At 45.1% G+C, this 16,409-nt stretch carries 15 protein-coding genes; 10 read left to right on the forward strand and 5 right to left on the reverse strand.

The genetic code is table 11. The features are described 5' to 3' along the window. The first annotated feature begins 73 nt into the window (after positions 1 to 73). From J3U75_RS05770 to J3U75_RS05785, 4 genes are all read left to right on the forward strand, one after another. Complete coding sequence (locus J3U75_RS05770) at positions 74 to 2,476, forward strand: YadA family autotransporter adhesin (RefSeq protein WP_267391036.1); 2,403 nt, start codon at positions 74 to 76, stop codon at positions 2,474 to 2,476. Positions 2,477 to 2,573: 97 nt separating this feature from the next. Continuing rightward, a complete protein-coding gene (locus J3U75_RS05775) occupies positions 2,574 to 3,719 on the forward strand; it encodes a DUF2827 domain-containing protein (protein ID WP_267390981.1) in 1,146 nt (381 codons plus the stop codon). Between the two features lie 3 nt (positions 3,720 to 3,722). After that, positions 3,723 to 4,853 (forward strand): DUF2827 domain-containing protein, encoded by a 1,131-nt coding sequence (locus J3U75_RS05780; RefSeq protein ID WP_100141028.1) that lies wholly within the window; start codon positions 3,723 to 3,725, stop codon positions 4,851 to 4,853. Between the two features lie 77 nt (positions 4,854 to 4,930). Further along, complete coding sequence (locus J3U75_RS05785) at positions 4,931 to 6,118, forward strand: DUF2827 domain-containing protein (protein WP_267390982.1); 1,188 nt, start codon at positions 4,931 to 4,933, stop codon at positions 6,116 to 6,118. A 6-nt stretch (positions 6,119 to 6,124) separates the two neighbouring features. Here the strand turns inward: J3U75_RS05785 and J3U75_RS05790 are convergent, their stop codons facing one another. Further along, positions 6,125 to 7,057 (reverse strand): D-2-hydroxyacid dehydrogenase, encoded by a 933-nt coding sequence (locus J3U75_RS05790; protein WP_267390983.1) that lies wholly within the window; start codon positions 7,055 to 7,057, stop codon positions 6,125 to 6,127. A gap of 100 nt (positions 7,058 to 7,157) precedes the next feature. Here J3U75_RS05790 and J3U75_RS05795 point away from each other — a divergent pair, with 100 nt between their 5' ends. Together J3U75_RS05795 and mnmE are read left to right on the forward strand one after the other, a co-directional pair. After that, the gene (locus J3U75_RS05795) at positions 7,158 to 7,484 is read left to right on the forward strand and encodes an FKBP-type peptidyl-prolyl cis-trans isomerase (protein WP_100151477.1); all 327 of its coding nucleotides are present in this window, start codon (positions 7,158 to 7,160) and stop codon (positions 7,482 to 7,484) included. Between the two features lie 78 nt (positions 7,485 to 7,562). After that, positions 7,563 to 8,936 carry a tRNA uridine-5-carboxymethylaminomethyl(34) synthesis GTPase MnmE gene (gene mnmE, locus J3U75_RS05800; RefSeq protein WP_416384692.1) on the forward strand — a complete coding sequence of 458 codons (1,374 nt, stop codon included), beginning with the start codon at positions 7,563 to 7,565 and terminating at the stop codon, positions 8,934 to 8,936. Positions 8,937 to 9,009: 73 nt separating this feature from the next. Here mnmE and J3U75_RS05805 read toward each other — a convergent pair whose 3' ends face one another. Continuing rightward, positions 9,010 to 9,219 carry a DUF1653 domain-containing protein gene (locus J3U75_RS05805; protein ID WP_267390984.1) on the reverse strand — a complete coding sequence of 70 codons (210 nt, stop codon included), beginning with the start codon at positions 9,217 to 9,219 and terminating at the stop codon, positions 9,010 to 9,012. 132 nt (positions 9,220 to 9,351) lie between these two features. Here J3U75_RS05805 and cysI point away from each other — a divergent pair, with 132 nt between their 5' ends. Next, on the forward strand, positions 9,352 to 11,121 hold the full coding sequence (gene cysI / locus J3U75_RS05810) for an assimilatory sulfite reductase (NADPH) hemoprotein subunit (RefSeq protein WP_267390986.1): 1,770 nt from the start codon (positions 9,352 to 9,354) through the stop codon (positions 11,119 to 11,121). 99 nt (positions 11,122 to 11,220) lie between these two features. On the opposite strand, the gene J3U75_RS05815 is transcribed toward cysI, so the two are convergent. Beyond that, positions 11,221 to 12,240, reverse strand: a complete 1,020-nt coding sequence (locus J3U75_RS05815) for a sulfate ABC transporter substrate-binding protein (protein WP_267390988.1) — start codon at positions 12,238 to 12,240, stop codon at positions 11,221 to 11,223. 202 nt (positions 12,241 to 12,442) lie between these two features. Between J3U75_RS05815 and J3U75_RS05820 the strand changes: the two genes are divergently transcribed. Continuing rightward, positions 12,443 to 13,738, forward strand: a complete 1,296-nt coding sequence (locus J3U75_RS05820) for an MFS transporter (protein ID WP_267390989.1) — start codon at positions 12,443 to 12,445, stop codon at positions 13,736 to 13,738. A 90-nt stretch (positions 13,739 to 13,828) separates the two neighbouring features. On the opposite strand, the gene secB is transcribed toward J3U75_RS05820, so the two are convergent. Together secB and grxC are read right to left on the reverse strand one after the other, a co-directional pair. Further along, positions 13,829 to 14,293 carry a protein-export chaperone SecB gene (gene secB / locus J3U75_RS05825; RefSeq protein WP_267390990.1) on the reverse strand — a complete coding sequence of 155 codons (465 nt, stop codon included), beginning with the start codon at positions 14,291 to 14,293 and terminating at the stop codon, positions 13,829 to 13,831. Between the two features lie 85 nt (positions 14,294 to 14,378). Next, entirely contained in the window at positions 14,379 to 14,636 is a 258-nt protein-coding gene (gene grxC, locus J3U75_RS05830; protein ID WP_100141223.1) for a glutaredoxin 3, read from the reverse strand. A 144-nt stretch (positions 14,637 to 14,780) separates the two neighbouring features. On the opposite strand from grxC, the gene ftsE reads away from it, so the two are divergent. Both ftsE and ftsX read left to right on the forward strand, forming a co-directional pair. Continuing rightward, the gene (ftsE, locus tag J3U75_RS05835) at positions 14,781 to 15,434 is read left to right on the forward strand and encodes a cell division ATP-binding protein FtsE (protein ID WP_100141019.1); all 654 of its coding nucleotides are present in this window, start codon (positions 14,781 to 14,783) and stop codon (positions 15,432 to 15,434) included. Then, on the forward strand, positions 15,431 to 16,342 hold the full coding sequence (gene ftsX, locus J3U75_RS05840; protein WP_267390991.1) for a permease-like cell division protein FtsX: 912 nt from the start codon (positions 15,431 to 15,433) through the stop codon (positions 16,340 to 16,342). Before ftsE ends, ftsX begins: the two co-directional genes overlap by 4 nt. The last annotated feature ends 67 nt before the right edge of the window (positions 16,343 to 16,409 follow it).

Consider the following 16,409-nt stretch of genomic DNA (forward strand, 5'->3'; position numbering starts at 1 on the left):
TACCCTGCAGCAAAATGCTCTGCAATGGAATGGTAGTGCTTATGATGCCGGTAGAAATGGTGCGCCTCAGCTTATTACCAATGTAGCGGCTGGCCGTGTTTCAGTGGATTCTACTGATGTAGTTAATGGTGGTCAGTTGTTCAGTCTGTCTAGCTCCACTTCAACCGGACTAAGCAGCCTGTCTACTAATCTGAATGAGGTGACAAAAAATCAGCTGGGTAGCCTATCTACTATTGTTAATGACAGTCTCAGTACGGTAACGAAAAATGTAAGCAGTCTGTCAACTGGTTTAATTGAAACCAATAGTAATGTGACTGCATTACAGCAGAATGCTTTGCTGAGAAATAGGATAAGTGGTAATTTCGATGCCAGCCGTGAGGGTAAGGATCAAAGACTGACCGGTATTGCAGCTGGAGACATCAATATTACTTCAAGTGATGCTATCAACGGTACTCAGATGTACAGCCTGTCTACTCTGACGCAGGCAGGACTGAGTAGTACTAGTACCGGACTAAGCAGCTTGAGCAGTGCCTCATCAGCAGCTTTGACTAATGTTAATAACAAAGTGGATACGCTGACCAGCACCACTCAATTAGGACTGGCTAGCGCCAGCACAGGCTTAACCAGCCTGAGCAGCAGTACTTCAACCGGTCTGACTAGTCTGGCATCCAGTCTGAGTAGCACAAATCAGAACCTGACCACCCTGCAGCAAAATGCCTTGCAGTGGAATAGCACACTGGGTGCTTATGATGCTGGTCATGGTAGCGGTACAGCTCAGCGTATTACCAATGTAGCAGCTGGTAGCGTGACAGTAGATTCTACCGATGCGGTAAACGGTAGCCAGCTGTATGCATTGTCTGGTTCTACTTCCACTGGTCTGAGCAGTCTGTCGACTGTAGTTTCATCAACTGTGATTTCAGGTATCAATAGTATCAGTAGCTCTATGTCTACCGGATATGAGAGTCTGTCACGCAGTATGAGTACAACAAGCGATAGCCTGAACAAACTAACTTCTAGCACGAGTACAGCTTTAAGCAGTCTGTCTACCAGCTATGATCTGACTCAGAAAGATGTGAAACAGCTGAAGGATAAGAGCTTGCAATGGGATGAGGATAAAGGTGGATTTGATGCTGGAAAGACAAATAGTCTGACCCGAGCTGCTACTTATGGCAAGGTTATCAATTTAGCTGATGGCTCGGTTGATCAGGGCTCACATGATGCAATTAATGGTGGACAGCTATACTTACTGAAAAATGATGTGACCAGCCTTTCTACAGGTACCAGCACTAGCTTGTCTTCATTAAACAGTGCTTTAAGTGAGTTATCCACAGGTAATATTATTACTAACATTACCAACCTGACTCAAAATGCCTTACTGTGGAATGGTAGTGCATATGATGCTAGTCATGGCAGTGCTACGGCACAACATATTACCAATGTGGCTGACGGTAATATGGCCAAAGGGTCTTTAGATGCTATTAATGCTGGTCAGCTGTGGGCTGTAAGACAAGATTATAATAATTTGTCTACAATGGTTAATAGCCTGCCAACCAGTAATGTTTCTGATGATTCGCTGAATAGTCTGTCTACATCAGTTAGCACAATTGTTGCTAGCCAGATTGCATCGATAGCTTCGGCTCTTGGTACTTCACGAAATTCAGCAGGAAGTATCAATCCACCTAAGTATGATATTTCCACACCTACAGGTGGTAATGTATCAGCAGATAATGTCGCTGATGCACTGCAAAATCTGGAGAATTATGGTACGAAATATGTGAAGATCAACTCTGCTAAAGCTGGATCAATTGCTCAAGGCGCTAATTCAATTGCAGTGGGCGGAGCAGCAATGGCCAGTGGTACATCAGCGATTGCGATTGGTGATTCAGCCAGTGCTCCCGCAGCTAATGGTGTGGCTCTGGGTAGCAATGCTCAGGTGAAACAGACCGGAGGTATAGCACTAGGAGCTGGATCAGTTGCGAGTGTTGCTGCCGGACAAGAAGGATATATTCCAGTAACCGCAACGTCGCAGCAGGCAGCGGCAATCCGTGCCACAAGAAGTACGGAAGGAGCGGTATCTGTGGGTGATGCATCTAAAGGTGTATACCGTCAGATAACCGGTGTGGCAGCAGGTACTGCTGACACTGATGCTGTGAATGTAGCTCAGCTTAAAGGTGTGGATAATCAGGTTACCAGAGTTAATGAATATGTTAATCAGTTGAATGATAATATTCATCATGTTGAGCGCAGAGCTTATTCAGGTACAGCCATGGCCATGGCGCTCTCTGGGGCTTATTTGCCTTCACTGAGTTCTGGTGAGCAGACTGTCGGTATTGGGGTAGGTGCATATCGTAGCTATGGTGCCGTTGGTGTAAACTATAAGGCAGCCAGCAAAAACGGCAAAGTTACGTGGGGTGCAGGTGTTTCCACTACTGGTAAAGAAGTTGCTTTCAATTCAGTACTTGGCTTTAAGTGGTAATTAATCCTGACTAAACAGACTTCTGGACTTCCGTGTGAAGTCCGGAAGTCTTATTTATTCATCATTGACAGTATTTTTAATAAGAATACGGGATAATATGCGCATCGGTATTTCTGTTATTACTCATGCCAACCAGAACATCTGGGAAAATGGTATGGGTCAGAATGTTATATTTTTGGTTCAAAGCCTGAAGGCTATACCTTTTGTTAAATCAGTGGATTTAATTAATGTTGGTGGTCAGCCCCGTATGGCTGAACAAATTGATTTGAATCTGTTTGATCTGCGATTGATGTCAGAACAGGAAGCTATAGATGCTTTTGATGTCATTATTGAACTGGCTGGTGCGCTATCTCCACAATGGTTAGCCTTGCAGCGTGCTCGTGGTAAAAAGGTGGTGTTTTATTGTGTTGGCCAGCCTTATGTGGGATTATCAGAATATAATGTGTTTGAAAAACCAACTAGTTTTCCGCCAGTAGATCGTTGTGATGAAGTATGGCTTTTGCCAAAAGACAAAGCTTATATTCCCATGCTGCGGACAATGTATCGTTGCCCGATATACATTACGCCTCATTTATGGGATCCAATGTTTGTTTCCAGACGCAAACAGGAAATCAGTGAACAAGGTCTTAATTACGGCTGGCATAGCAATGTGCATGATGAGGTAAAAACACCTCTGCGTGTGGCTATATTTGAGCCCAATATTTCAGTTGTTAAAACTTCTTCTATTCCCATGTTAGCTTGTGATGAAGCTTATCGTCACGAACCGCAATCAATTGAAATGATGCATGTGCTTAACACTTTGCACATGAAAGATCATTTAACCATGCTACATCTGGCCAATTCTCTGAATCTTGTTAAAGATCATAAGGCATGTTTTTATGGCCGTCACGATATAGTCGGTTTTATGGCGCAACACGCCAATGCTGTGATTTCACATCAATGGTGTAATGACCACAATAATCTTTATATGGACGTACTGTATGGAGATTATCCATTGATTCATAATACTCCATGGTTAAAAGAGTTCGGTGCTGGATATTATTATCCAGATTTTGATGCACTTGAAGGTGGTAGACAAATAATCCAGGCTTGGCTACATCATGAAGAAAATTTGAGTAGTCAGCGTCAAGCTTCACAGGCACTTTTTAAAGCAACGGATCCTTTATCAGATGCCAATATTAAAGCCCATGTACAACTATTATCTAATTTGTGTGCTGATCGTCCAGAATTATTAAGAGGTTAACCCATGTCGTCCGTGTCTTCACTTCGTGTAGGTGTTTCGATTTATGTACGTAAAGGAGCTCAGTCGCTTTGGGAAAATGGAATTTTCCAGAATTGTCTGTTTCTGGCAATGTTGTTAAAAAAATCTCCAATTGTCAGTAACGTGGTTCTGGTAGCTGGATCAGGTGATGGTGATATGCAGGATGCTATGAATTTTCTGCAGGATTCACCAGTACCGGTAATTGATATGGCCACTGGTTTGAATGAGTTGGATGTCATGATAGAGATGAGTGCCCAGCTTTCCAAAGAATGGATGATAGAGTTCAAAGCCAAAGGTGGAAAAGTAGTCAGTATGCGCGTAGGTAATGATTATGTAATTGATATTGAGCGTATGCTGTTTGATAAACCGCCTGCCTTGCTGATTACCGGTGCGCCGTACGATGAAGTATGGACATTGCCAGAGTATGAAAAAACCTGTAAGCCATATTTTGCCAGTACATTTCGCACGCCGGTAAAGATCATGCCGCATTTATGGAGTCCGGTTATTCTTAATCGTGCTTGTGAAAAATTGCCAGAAGGCGAGCAGTTTGAATACCAGCCAGGCCGCAATCGCTGGCGTATTGGTATGTTTGAGCCAAATATGTGTATGGTGAAAACCAGTTATATTCCTATGCTGGTATGTGAAAATGCACATCGGCTGAACCCCAATTTCATCGAACATATCTATGCGTGCAATACTATGAATTTGAAGGATCAGACAGCTTTTAATCTGTTTGCTCAAAGTCTGGATATTGTCCGCCATGGCTTGACTTCGTTTGAAGGTCGCTACCCGATCTGGCAGGTGGTATCTATCTATTGTGATGCAATTGTTTGCCATCAGTGGGAAAATGCTCAGAATTATATTTACTATGAGGCCTTATATGGTGGCTACCCGCTAATTCATAATTCGCATTTGATTGGTGACTGTGGCTATCGTTATCACGATTTTGATTGTGAAGAGGGTGGCAAAGTATTGGCAGAAGCCTATAAAATGCATGATGAAAATTTGAGTACTTACCGCGAGCGTGCAAAAGTTTTTCTGGCTACACTAGATCCTGAGGCAGAAAGTAATGTCCGCTGTTATACTGATGCTCTTGAGTCATTGTTTAAAGCCTAGATTTTACTAATTTTGCTTACACTTTAGTATAATGTATACATAAAACCTGCCAGCAATCAAACATTTCTAATGAAATTATGAACTTATCTAATACTCCGAATTTAATTTCCAGCCATGGACAGGACGCTGCACCAGCACGTTTGCGTATTGGCATTACCATTGGTCTGAGTCACCCAAAAGAAACATTGTGGAATAATGGTATCAAGCAGAACGCAGTTTTTCTTGCTGACGCACTGAAAAATTGTCCTAATGTTGATTCTGTGGTGTTGGTAAACACAACTGATGTACCAATTACATCAAGTTTGCCATGGGATTTGGAGATATGGCCAACTAAGAGCTTCTTAGAGGCCAAAGATCAGATAGATGTTTTGATTGAGCTGGGTGGGCAAATTGGTGCTGAGCAGACGGCCTATATCAAAGACAGAGGAGTACGTTTAATATCTTACTGCTGTGGCTTTGAATATATCCATATGATGGAGTCGGTTTTATTCTCTCGTAATATGGGTGGCGGTAATCTATTTATCAACCAGCGTTATGATGATATTTGGATGATTCCGCAGGTAGCCAATTGCAGCAAGGCATATTTTGAAGTATTCCGACGTCATGATGCGCGTGTGGTGCCATTTGTCTGGAGCCCGGTATTTCTGATTCAGAAAACCGCTGCAATGCCATTTCAGGGCTTATGGCAGGTGCCGGTATCTCGTAAGGGCTGGCGCCTGTCTGTAATGGAACCGAATATCGATGTTGTGAAGTTCTGTTTATATCCGATTTTGATTGCGGAAATGGCTTATCGTTCCGAACCGGAAGCTATTAATATTCTGCAGGTATGCAACACATTGCCGATGGCTCAAAAATCCATGGAATTCATTGCTTTGATGAATCAGCTGGATATTGTGAAAAATCGAAAATCTGTTTTTCTGGGTCGTTATGATACACCAACTTTTCTGGCAACCAATACTGATGCAGTAATTTCTCATCAATGGGAAAATCCGCTTAACTATTTCTATTTGGAAGTATGTTGGCAAGGTTATCCGTTAATTCACAATGCTGAGCTGATTTCAGATTTGGGTTATTATTATGCTGGTAATGATGTGGAAGCTGGTGCAAAACAATTATTTGCAGCAATGAGCGATCATGCTTATAACGCTGCTCATTATGTATATGACCAGCGTCAACAGATTGCTCGCTTTTTACCAAATAATACTGATCTGGTGGCCAGTTATTCTGCATTGCTGACAGAAGTAATGGCCAGACCATTGCGTTAATAGTTTTTATTCACGCATAAATGTATTGATATTATTTTCAAGCATGGTGCAGATACGCTGTATAGCTTCTTCACTGCCCCATGCCATATGCGGAGTAATAATCAGATTGGGCAGGCGGGCACTCAATAAGGGATTGCCATGTACCGGCGGTTCTTCACTTAGTACATCCACGCCAGCTCCGCCCAACTGCCCGTATTTCAACGCTGCTACCAATGCCTGCTCTGCCACTAGACCACCACGCCCAACATTAATCAGTACAGCCTGTGGTTTCATTGATTTCAATTCTGTTTCATCTATCATGTTGCGAGTTTGCTCATTCAGCGGACAATGTAAAGAAATAACATCTGCTTGCTGTATCAGCTGAGTAAACGGTGTGTAGCCATTACGACAATCTTTTGCATTTTTATGTTCACCCCAGAGGACATGCATGCCGAAAGCTTGAGCACGTGCTGCCAGCGCTTGCCCGATACCGCCTTTGCCGAAAATACCCAGCGTTTTACCATTCAGGTCGCGGATTGGGGCGCCGAAATGGCAAAAAAAGGGACTGCTTTGCCATAAGCCGGCGGCTACATCTCGCTGATAAGCCGGTAATTGGCGCATTAGTGCCAGAATCAGCATCATTGCATGTTCGGCTACGGTGTCATTACCGTAGCCGCGCACATTTCGGATACCAACGTTATGCTGTTGAGCAGCCTGTTGATCAATGTGGTCCAGTCCGGTGGCGGGTACGGCAATCAATTTCAATTGCGGGCTATTTTTGATGGCTTCTGCATTAATACGAACTTTATTGGATATGACAATATTCGCTTGAGCAATACGGCCTGCTACCTCATCTGGATTGCTGTGGCTGTAGGTTGTGATGTGATGAGGAAAATCGAATTTGAATGGAAAGTCTGGCAGGGTGGCGCGGTCAAGAAAAACAATTTCGCTGGTACTCATGTTGTCTCCTAATATATGAAAAATGCTATATACAATCACATGCATGGGTCTAATGTCTGTGTTACAGTGTACGCTAATTTGTTTGTAAGGATAAATGTGTATGGATTTGGTAATTGAAGATTTAGAGCAGGGAACAGGCCCTGAGGCTGTGAAGGGTAAAGAAATTACGGTGCATTACACAGGCATGTTAGAAGATGGCACAGTTTTTGATTCTAGTATTACCCGCCAACAGCCGCTGTCGTTTACGTTGGGGGCCGGTATGGTAATTGCTGGCTGGGATGAAGGTTTTAATGGAATGAAAGTAGGCGGCAAACGTAAATTGACTATTCCTCCTCATATGGGGTACGGCAGCCGTGGAGCTGGTGGGGTGATTCCACCTAATGCTACACTGATATTTGATGTGGAATTGTTAAAGGTTGATGATTGATTTGCAGTGATATGCAGGTTTTGTTCAGGCAGCTTTTTTCGGCTGCCTGAACTGTTTTATTTAGCTGGAGTTTTGATAATGGACAATAATCCGACTATTGCTGCTATTGCAACTGCACCGGGACGCGGTGGTGTAGGGGTGGTGAGGTTATCCGGCAAAAATCTGCTTCCTATGGCTCAAAAATTAAGTGGAGGCAAAACGCCGCAACCACGTAAAGCGTTATATACCGATTTTGTTGATGTAGAAGGCACGGTTATTGATAATGGTTTGCTGCTGTATTTTGCAGCTCCGGCCAGTTTTACGGGTGAAGATGTAATTGAACTACAGGGCCATGGAGGCCCTGTGGTATTGCAGATGTTATTGCAATGCTGCCTGCAACTGGGTGCCCGATTGGCCGAACCGGGGGAATTTACTAAACGAGCATTTTTAAATAATAAACTAGATTTGGCTCAGGCAGAAAGTGTGGCTGATTTGATTGATGCTTCTAGTCAGTCGGCAGCACGTATGGCGGTAAGGAGCTTAAAGGGTGTATTTTCACAGGAAATACACCGATTAGTAGATGATCTGATTACGTTGCGTATGTTGGTCGAAGCAACTTTAGATTTTCCGGAAGAGGATATCGATTTTCTTCAGGCTGCGGACGCTAGTGGTAAGTTGGATCATTTGTGTATTCAGTTGGATAAGGTATTGCGGCAGGCGCAACAGGGTGCGCTTTTGCGTGAAGGTATGAATGTGGTGCTGGTGGGAGCACCTAATGTGGGTAAATCCAGTTTACTTAACGCTCTGGCAGGTGATGAGGTGGCCATTGTGACTGATATTGCTGGTACCACGCGCGATACCGTCAGGGAACAGATTACGCTTGAGGGGGTGCCGGTACATATTATTGATACGGCCGGATTGCGTGAAACCGAAGATGTAGTCGAACGGATTGGTATTGAACGAAGCCAACAGGCGGTACAGCAGGCAGATGTGGCGCTGGTGCTGGTTGACCAACGCGAAGGGATTAATGCCACTACGGCGGCGATTCTGGCGCAGTTGCCAGCCGGTTTGCACAAAATTGAAGTACATAACAAGATTGATTTAACTGGTGAAGCTGCATCCAGTGTTTCACGTGAAACTGGCGATTTAGTTGCCTTTACAGACGCCAGTCAGGTAATTGCTTTGTCTGCTAAAACCAGTACTGGTCTGGATTTGTTGCGGCAAGCGCTGTTGCAACAGGTTGGTTGGCAGGGTGAAAGTGAAGGGCTGTTTTTGGCACGCACTCGTCATATTCAAGCACTAGAGACGGCTCGGAAAGAGCTTGCCAATGCAAGTTTATGTCAGAATAATCAGATTGAATTATTTGCGGAGCATTTGCGGTTGGCACAGAACGCTTTAAACGAAATTACTGGTGAATTCAGCGCTGATGATTTGCTAGGGGTAATTTTTAGCCGCTTTTGTATAGGTAAATAAATATTTGACTGAATCCGTTTTTTATCGCACTGATTATTGCTCGTAAATAGTCAGTGTTTTTTTTCTGCTTCTTTTACAGTGGCCGGATCAGGGCAAAGCGAGGCTGTGTCTGGCCATTGTGGGTAATGATTTCGTTGAACATGCTTTTGGGACGTGCCCAGAACGAATAATCACCATATAGACACTGATAAATAACCAATTCTTCTTCGGTTTCACTATGGCGTGCGGTGCCAGTTACCTGATACAGGTTGCCTTTGTAATGTTGGTAGATGCCACGTTGCATGTGTGTGTCCTGTATGGTTGATATAACTAAAATCTCTTTGATTACAACTCGGTATTCTTTTGGCTGTTTGCTGATTGATTATACAATGTTTTGAATGAATTATAACAATATGCATATTAAGGAATACAGAATATGAATAATGATCAGCGTGCCCAAATACCGGATGCACCATTGTCGGATAATGAGCGTCTAAAAGGAGAAAGTAATTATTTGTATGGTGAAATTGCCGCTGATTTGAATGATGGTATTACCGGTGGATTTAATGGTGATGATTTTCAGTTGATTCGTTTTCATGGTATGTATGAGCAGGATGACCGTGATGTGCGTGCTCAGCGGCAGGCAGCTAAACTGGAACCATTGAAAAATGTAATGATGCGTTGCCGGTTGCCTGGTGGCATTATTACGCCGCAACAGTGGCTGGGTATTGATGAGTTTGCTACGGCGCATACTTTGTATGGCAGTATCCGGCTGACGACACGGCAAACATTTCAGTTTCACGGGGTGTTAAAACAGGATATCAAGCCGATGCATCAGTGGCTGCATCAGCTGGGGCTGGATTCGATTGCAACTGCCGGCGATATCAACCGCAATGTGTTGTGTACTAGTAATCCGGTTGAAAGTAGTTTGCATCGTGAAGCTTATGAATGGGCGTGCCGGATTTCTGAGCATTTATTGCCTCGCACCCATGCGTATGCTGATATTTGGCTTGATGGAGAAAAGGTACTCAGCAGCGAACTGGATGCGCCGCTGTCTGCGGGTGTGAGCGGGGATGCGGTAGAACCGATTAATGGCAAGACTTATCTGCCGCGTAAATTCAAAACTGCACTGGTGATTCCGCCATTGAATGATGTGGATTTACATGCCAATGATTTAAATTTTGTTGCTATCGGTGAAAACGGTCATCTCGTAGGATTTAATGTGCTGGTGGGCGGTGGCCTGTCTATTGATCATGGTAATCAGCGTACTTTTCCAAATACTGCTAAGGATTTCGGTTTTATTCCGGTAGAGCAAGTATTGCGTTGTGCAGAAGCGGTGGTGACTACACAGCGCGACTGGGGTAATCGAAGCGACCGCAAGAATGCGCGCACTCGTTATACTTTGCAGCGGGTGGGTGTGGATGTATTTAAACAAGAAGTTGAAAGGCGGCAAGGGTTTGCCTTTGCACCAAGCCGCCCGTATACGCTCACGGAGCGCGGAGACAGGATTGGCTGGGTAGAAGGGGAAGATGGGCGCTGGCATCTGACTTTGTTTATTGAGAACGGCCGCTTGCTAGATTATCCGGGACGGCCATTGAAAACGGGTATGCGTGAGCTGGCCAGAATTCATCAGGGTGATTTCCGCCTTACTGCCAATCAGAATGTGATAGTAGCCGGTGTGCTGCCTGAGAATAAAGAAAAAATTGAGCGCATCGCACGTGAATACCGTTTGATTGATGATGAAGTGACAGAGCAGCGCAAGAATAGTATGGCGTGTGTGGCTTTACCAACCTGTCCGCTGGCCATGGCTGAATCGGAACGTTTTTTGTCGGGCTTTATTGATCAGGTTGATGAATTAATGGCGAAAAATGGGCTGGCTAAGGAGCATATTATTCTGCGTGTGACTGGCTGTCCAAATAATTGTGGTCGTGCATTGCTGGCTGAAATCGGGCTGATTGGTAAGGCCATCGGCCGTTATAATCTGTATGTCGGTGGTAATCGTGCTGGCACACGGATTCCGCGTTTGTTCCGTGAGAATATCGACGTAGACGAAATTATGCTGATTTTGCAAGAATGGATTGCACGCTGGGCACAAGAACGACTGGATGCTGAGGATTTTGGTGATTTTGCTATTCGTGCCGGTATTGTTAAACCGGTAGTGGATGCGGCAGTAGATTTTTGGGATCCAGATAAGGTGCCAGTATAGCACTCTATCTGATAGGGACAATGTGGTGTTGTTGATTATGGTCTGAACTACTAAAAGATTCAGACCATTTTTATTAGTTGGAAGTATTCGGGCTTTTGTTTAGGGCTCTGGTTTGGCATAGAGCTGGTCAAACAGGCCGCCGTCACTGAAAAAGCGTTGTTGTGCTGCACGCCAGCCGCCAAACTCTTGATCAATGCTGACCAGTTGCAGGTTGGGGAACTGGTGGCGATATTCTGCCATGATTTTCGGGTTAACCGGCCGGAAATAGCTTTGTGCTATTAGGCGCTGGGCGCTGTCACTGTATAGATGTTGCAGATAGGCGTTAGCCAATCTGCGCTTGTCAGCACTGGTGATATTGCCGTCAACTACGGCTACGGGAGGTTCGCACAGTATAGATAGTGACGGTGTGACGATTTCAAATTCATCCGGCGCCTGTTTCATGGCGAGTTGGGCTTCGTTTTCCCACGCCAGCAAGACGTCTCCTAGTTGTCGATGGGTAAAGGTAATGGTGGCAGCACGGGCTCCGGTGTCCATCATCGGCACATGCTGAAGCAGGGCACGTAAATAAGCTTCTGCGCTGGCATCGCTTCCACCAGGCTGGTGTTTGGCCCATGCCCAAGCTGCTAGAATATTCCAGCGTGCGCCACCGGAGGTTTTCGGATTAGGGGTGATAATCTGTACATTGTTTTGAATCAAGTCACCCCAATCGTGGATGTGTTTGGGGTTGCCTTTGCGTACTAGAAATACGATGGTTGAAGTATAAGGGGTGCTGTGGTGGGGCAAGCGCTGTTGCCAATCAGATGGCAGTAACGTTTTTTTACCACGGTTGATGGCGTTGATGTCGCCGGCCAGAGCTAAGGTCACGACATCGGCTTTTAGGCCGTTCTGTACAGCTATTGCCTGTTTGCCGGAGCCACCATTTGACTGACGAATATGTATTTTTTGCCCAGTTTGCTTGTACCAGTAATGCTGAAAATCAGTATTGTAATGCTGATACAGTTCGCGCGTGGCATCATATGAAGCATTGAGCAAAGTAGTGTTGCTGTTGTTCTGGCTGTTGCATGCGTTCAGACCCATTGCTACTGCCGCTAGCAGACCATAACGCCAAAATGTGTTCATACTTGAAAATTTATTGTGCCGTCAAAGTTTTAATGTAGCAATGCAATTGTGGGGACGGAAATACTGTTTTTTTGTTTGTTTATAACTAAAAGCAAGTTGTTGGACGGTTTGTTGCTGCGGTAATCGGCCTAAATTTGAAAAAGTTGGCTGGGGCTGTTATAAACCGCATTTGATTTTTAATCTGTTTGATTGAGAAAGTTAGATGAAGAGCGGGAATACAGAGGTTGCAGCACACAGAAAGCTGCTGACACGGGAAGATGTGCGTACGTTGATGCTGTCATCCTTTGGTGGCGCGCTGGAATTTTATGATTTTGTAATTTACGTATTTTATGCCAAGGTGTTGTCTGAGCTGTTTTTTCCAGCTGGTATGAATCCGTTTTGGGCGATGCTGAATACTTACGGTATCTTTGCTGCCGGCTATTTGTTCCGACCGCTGGGTGGTATTGTAATGGCGCATTTTGGCGATTTGTTTGGGCGTAAACGTTTGTTTGCCCTGTCTATCATGATGATGGCTTTGCCAACGCTGCTGCTGGGATTGATGCCTACATTTGACACAATTGGCTATGTTGCGCCTGTGTTGCTGCTGGTATTACGCATGATACAGGGTGTGGCCATTGGCGGTGAAATTCCGGCGGCTTGGACGTTTGTATCTGAGCATGTGCCTGAAAAACATGTGGGTATGGCCAATGGTTTTCTTACCGGCGGGCTGTCGCTGGGTATTTTATTGGGCTCGTTGATTGCACTGATGATGTCCAGACAGTTTACCAGCGCAGCTATTCTGGATGGTGCATGGCGTATTCCTTTTATTCTGGGAGGTTTATTTGGTCTACTGACCTTGTATCTGCGTAGTTATCTGCGAGAAACACCGGTTTTCAAGGCGATGCAGCAGCGTAAGGAGCTGGCTACGGATATGCCATTAAAATTACTGGTGACTCAGCATAAGACTGCCGTGATTATTGGTATGCTGCTTACTTGGTTTTTGACCGGATGTATCGTTGTGATTTTGCTGGCCATGCCACAATTGCTGACTGCGGGCTTTGGTTTTTCCAGTGCGCTTGCTTTTGAAATGCAGAGTATGGCGATAGTGATGCAGATGATCGGCTGTGTGCTGTATGGTGTTTTAGCCGACCGTGTAGGCAGTGGACGCATGCTGATTTGTGGGATTGTATTGACTGGTGTGATGGCAGTGTTATTCTATCCGGCACTGGGAAATAGCAGTGAAGGTATGGTTTTTGCTCTCTATATGCTGTTGGGACTGGCTGCCGGGGTAGCCGGTATTGTATCTGCTGCGATGATTAAAATGTTTCCACCCGCTATTCGCTTTACTGGTATTTCTTTTTCCTACAATGTGGCTTATGCGATTGTCGGTGGCCTGACTCTGCCTGTCGTGCAGTGGTTAAGCAGCTATAGCCCTATTGGTGCCATGTATTACATTCTGCCATTGTGTGTGGTGGGTTTGCTGGCGGCTTTTGCATTCCAATTTCGTTATCAGCGCTAAAACTATCGCGCCAAAAATGTTAGACACAAAAAAACTGCTTTATCCATAAGTGTTCATCATGTCAGGATAAAGCAGCTTTTTTATTAACAATCAGGCGTTACCGGCATTAGCTTGTTCGGCCTGATACATGGCTTCGAAGTTAATCGGAGCCAGCATCACTGGCGGGAAGCCTGAACGGGTGATGGTATTGGATACGGTTTCACGGGCATACGGGAACAAAATATTCGGTGCTGCTACTGCCAGCAGTAATTCCACATCATCTTCTGGAATATTGGCAATGCGGAAAATACCGCTTTGAGCCACTTCGTTCAGAAATAGTACTTTTTCTTCGGTCATCTTGGCAGTAACTGTCACTGTTACGGTAACATTATAGAATTCATCCTCTAGTTTCTCAGCAGCAGAAGTCACGCGCATTTCGATTTGAGGTTCTCCGCCTTCAAGAAAAATTTGTGGTGCATGGGGCACTTCCAGTGACAAATCTTTCAGGTAGATTTTTTCAATGCTGAATACCGGCTGTTGTTCGTTTTTTTCTGGTGCTTGTTCTTTTTTGCTCATGCTTTTCTTTCAACAAAGGGATAAGGGTTAGGGTGGCAGAACTATCCGGCACAACCGGATAACGGAGAAGAGAAATAGTCTGCGCTTAGCCTGCCAGTAAAGGATCTAGTTTACCTGCTTGGTTCAAAGCATTCAAATCATCAAAGCCGCCAACGTGTACTTCTCCGATATAGATCTGTGGTACGGTACGGCGACCGGTACGCTGCATCATCTGCTCGCGCGCCTGCGGATCGGTATCAATGCGGATTTCATTGATGGCTGTGACGCCTTTCTGTTTCAGTAAGGCTTTTGCCATCTGGCAATACGGGCATACACCCGTGGTATACATGGTAATCGCTTGCATCGTATTTTCCTCGTCTGCGTACAGATACTGATTAGAATAGCCTAGCATACCGCGAACTGAAGCTACTGAACAGGTGCAGGCTTTCTTTGCGAGTATGCTGCGGTATAATTAGTGAATATTTATATCACAAACGGACACCTACAGATGATTCGTTTTGAGCAGGTATCGAAAACGTATCCGGGCGGTTTCACCGCAGTGAAAAACCTTAGCTTTTCTATCAGTAAAGGGGAGATGATTTTTATTGCCGGCCATTCCGGAGCAGGTAAATCAACCATTCTGAAACTGATAAGCGGCATTGTGAAGCCTACCAAGGGAAAAGTGTGGCTAAACAATCAGGATTTGGGACGTCTGAACGACAATCAACTTGGTTATCTGCGTCAGCATATCGGTATTGTATTTCAGGACCATAAACTGCTGTTTGACCGCAATGTGTTGCAAAATGTGATGTTACCTTTGCGAATTACCGGTTATGAACGTAAGCAGGCAGAGCACCGTGCCCGTATAGCAATTGAAAAAGTTGGCCTGAAGGGGCGAGAAATGGCCGACCCAGTGACCTTATCTGGCGGAGAGCAGCAGCGCCTGTGTATTGCTCGTGCAGTGGTGCATCAGCCTGGTTTGCTGATAGCTGATGAGCCCTCAGCCAATCTGGATCGGGCGTACGCACTGGATATTATGGAATTGTTCAAGACCTTTCATGAGGCTGGTACCACAGTAATGGTAGCCGCTCACGATGAAACTCTGATGGCTGATTACGGCCATCGCATTATTCGATTGCAGGAAGGCAGGTTATACGCATGATTCAGTTTGTTTCCCTGCATACAGAAGCGGCGTGTAAAGCATTACGGCAGTTACTGCGCCAGCCGGTGGCCACGCTGTTGATTCTTGTTATGCTGGCAATCGCCATGACATTACCACTGGCATTGTATCTCGGTGTACAAAGCGGACAGCAGGTGCTGGGACAGATTAACGATGCGCCCACCATGACTCTGTATATGCAGATGGAAGCGAAAGCCAGTGATAATCAGGCTGTAGAAAAAGCCTTACGGACGAATAAACAGCTTGAAAAAGTAGTGTTTGTGAGTAAGCAGCAGGGGCTGGAAGAATTGCAGCAGAGTATGGGGAGTCAGGATCTGGTTTCTATGCTCGATAGTAACCCGCTGCCGGATGCGTTTACGGTCACACCGCAAGTGGACACTCCAGAAGAATTGGCGGCATTACAGACGCAGCTGGCGCAGCTGCCGATGGTGGAAAGTGTGAAAATGGATGCGGAATGGATGCAAACCCTGTATCAGATTAATCACTTTGTGCATCAATTGTTGTGGTTTCTTGCTATAACGCTGGGACTGGCGTTTGCGCTGGTGGCGTATAACACCATTCGCTTACAGATTCTTAGCCACCGTGAAGAAATAGAAATTACGAAGCTGCTCGGTGCACCAGCTTCTTTTATTCGCAGGCCTTTTCTGTATCTGGCCATCTGGCAAAGCCTACTTGCTGCCGCCATTAGTACCGGCTTGTGTTACTGGCTCTGCTATATGACTCAGCCTATAGTCAGTGCCATTCTCCAACCTTACGGCGTGCATATTGCCTGGCGGTTTTTCAACCCCTGTGAAATAGTGGTAATTTTATTGCTGGTTTGCGGACTGGGTGTTGTGGGTGCATGGCTGGCTACGCGTCAGCATCTGCTTAGCTTTAAATCTGTACGCTAAATATTTTGTCTATCAGTAACAGAAATCCTCAGTAAACTTGCTTTTACTGAGGATTATTTTCAAGAAA

The organism is Snodgrassella sp. B3088 (assembly GCF_026535815.1).
Classification (GTDB): Bacteria; Pseudomonadota; Gammaproteobacteria; order Burkholderiales; family Neisseriaceae; genus Snodgrassella; species Snodgrassella alvi_E.

Bases quoted from the DNA above. Each gene is read 5' to 3' on its own strand.
- J3U75_RS05775 (WP_267390981.1), top strand. From the start codon at position 2,574: ATGCGCATCGGTATTTCTGTTATTACTCATGCCAACCAGAACATCTGG.
- J3U75_RS05780 (WP_100141028.1), top strand. From the start codon at position 3,723: ATGTCGTCCGTGTCTTCACTTCGTGTAGGTGTTTCGATTTATGTACGT.
- J3U75_RS05785 (WP_267390982.1), top strand. From the start codon at position 4,931: ATGAACTTATCTAATACTCCGAATTTAATTTCCAGCCATGGACAGGAC.
- J3U75_RS05790 (WP_267390983.1), bottom strand. From the start codon at position 7,057: ATGAGTACCAGCGAAATTGTTTTTCTTGACCGCGCCACCCTGCCAGAC.
- J3U75_RS05795 (WP_100151477.1), top strand. From the start codon at position 7,158: ATGGATTTGGTAATTGAAGATTTAGAGCAGGGAACAGGCCCTGAGGCT.
- mnmE (WP_416384692.1), top strand. From the start codon at position 7,563: ATGGACAATAATCCGACTATTGCTGCTATTGCAACTGCACCGGGACGC.
- J3U75_RS05805 (WP_267390984.1), bottom strand. From the start codon at position 9,219: ATGCAACGTGGCATCTACCAACATTACAAAGGCAACCTGTATCAGGTA.
- cysI (WP_267390986.1), top strand. From the start codon at position 9,352: ATGAATAATGATCAGCGTGCCCAAATACCGGATGCACCATTGTCGGAT.
- J3U75_RS05815 (WP_267390988.1), bottom strand. From the start codon at position 12,240: ATGAACACATTTTGGCGTTATGGTCTGCTAGCGGCAGTAGCAATGGGT.
- J3U75_RS05820 (WP_267390989.1), top strand. From the start codon at position 12,443: ATGAAGAGCGGGAATACAGAGGTTGCAGCACACAGAAAGCTGCTGACA.
- secB (WP_267390990.1), bottom strand. From the start codon at position 14,293: ATGAGCAAAAAAGAACAAGCACCAGAAAAAAACGAACAACAGCCGGTA.
- grxC (WP_100141223.1), bottom strand. From the start codon at position 14,636: ATGCAAGCGATTACCATGTATACCACGGGTGTATGCCCGTATTGCCAG.
- ftsE (WP_100141019.1), top strand. From the start codon at position 14,781: ATGATTCGTTTTGAGCAGGTATCGAAAACGTATCCGGGCGGTTTCACC.
- ftsX (WP_267390991.1), top strand. From the start codon at position 15,431: ATGATTCAGTTTGTTTCCCTGCATACAGAAGCGGCGTGTAAAGCATTA.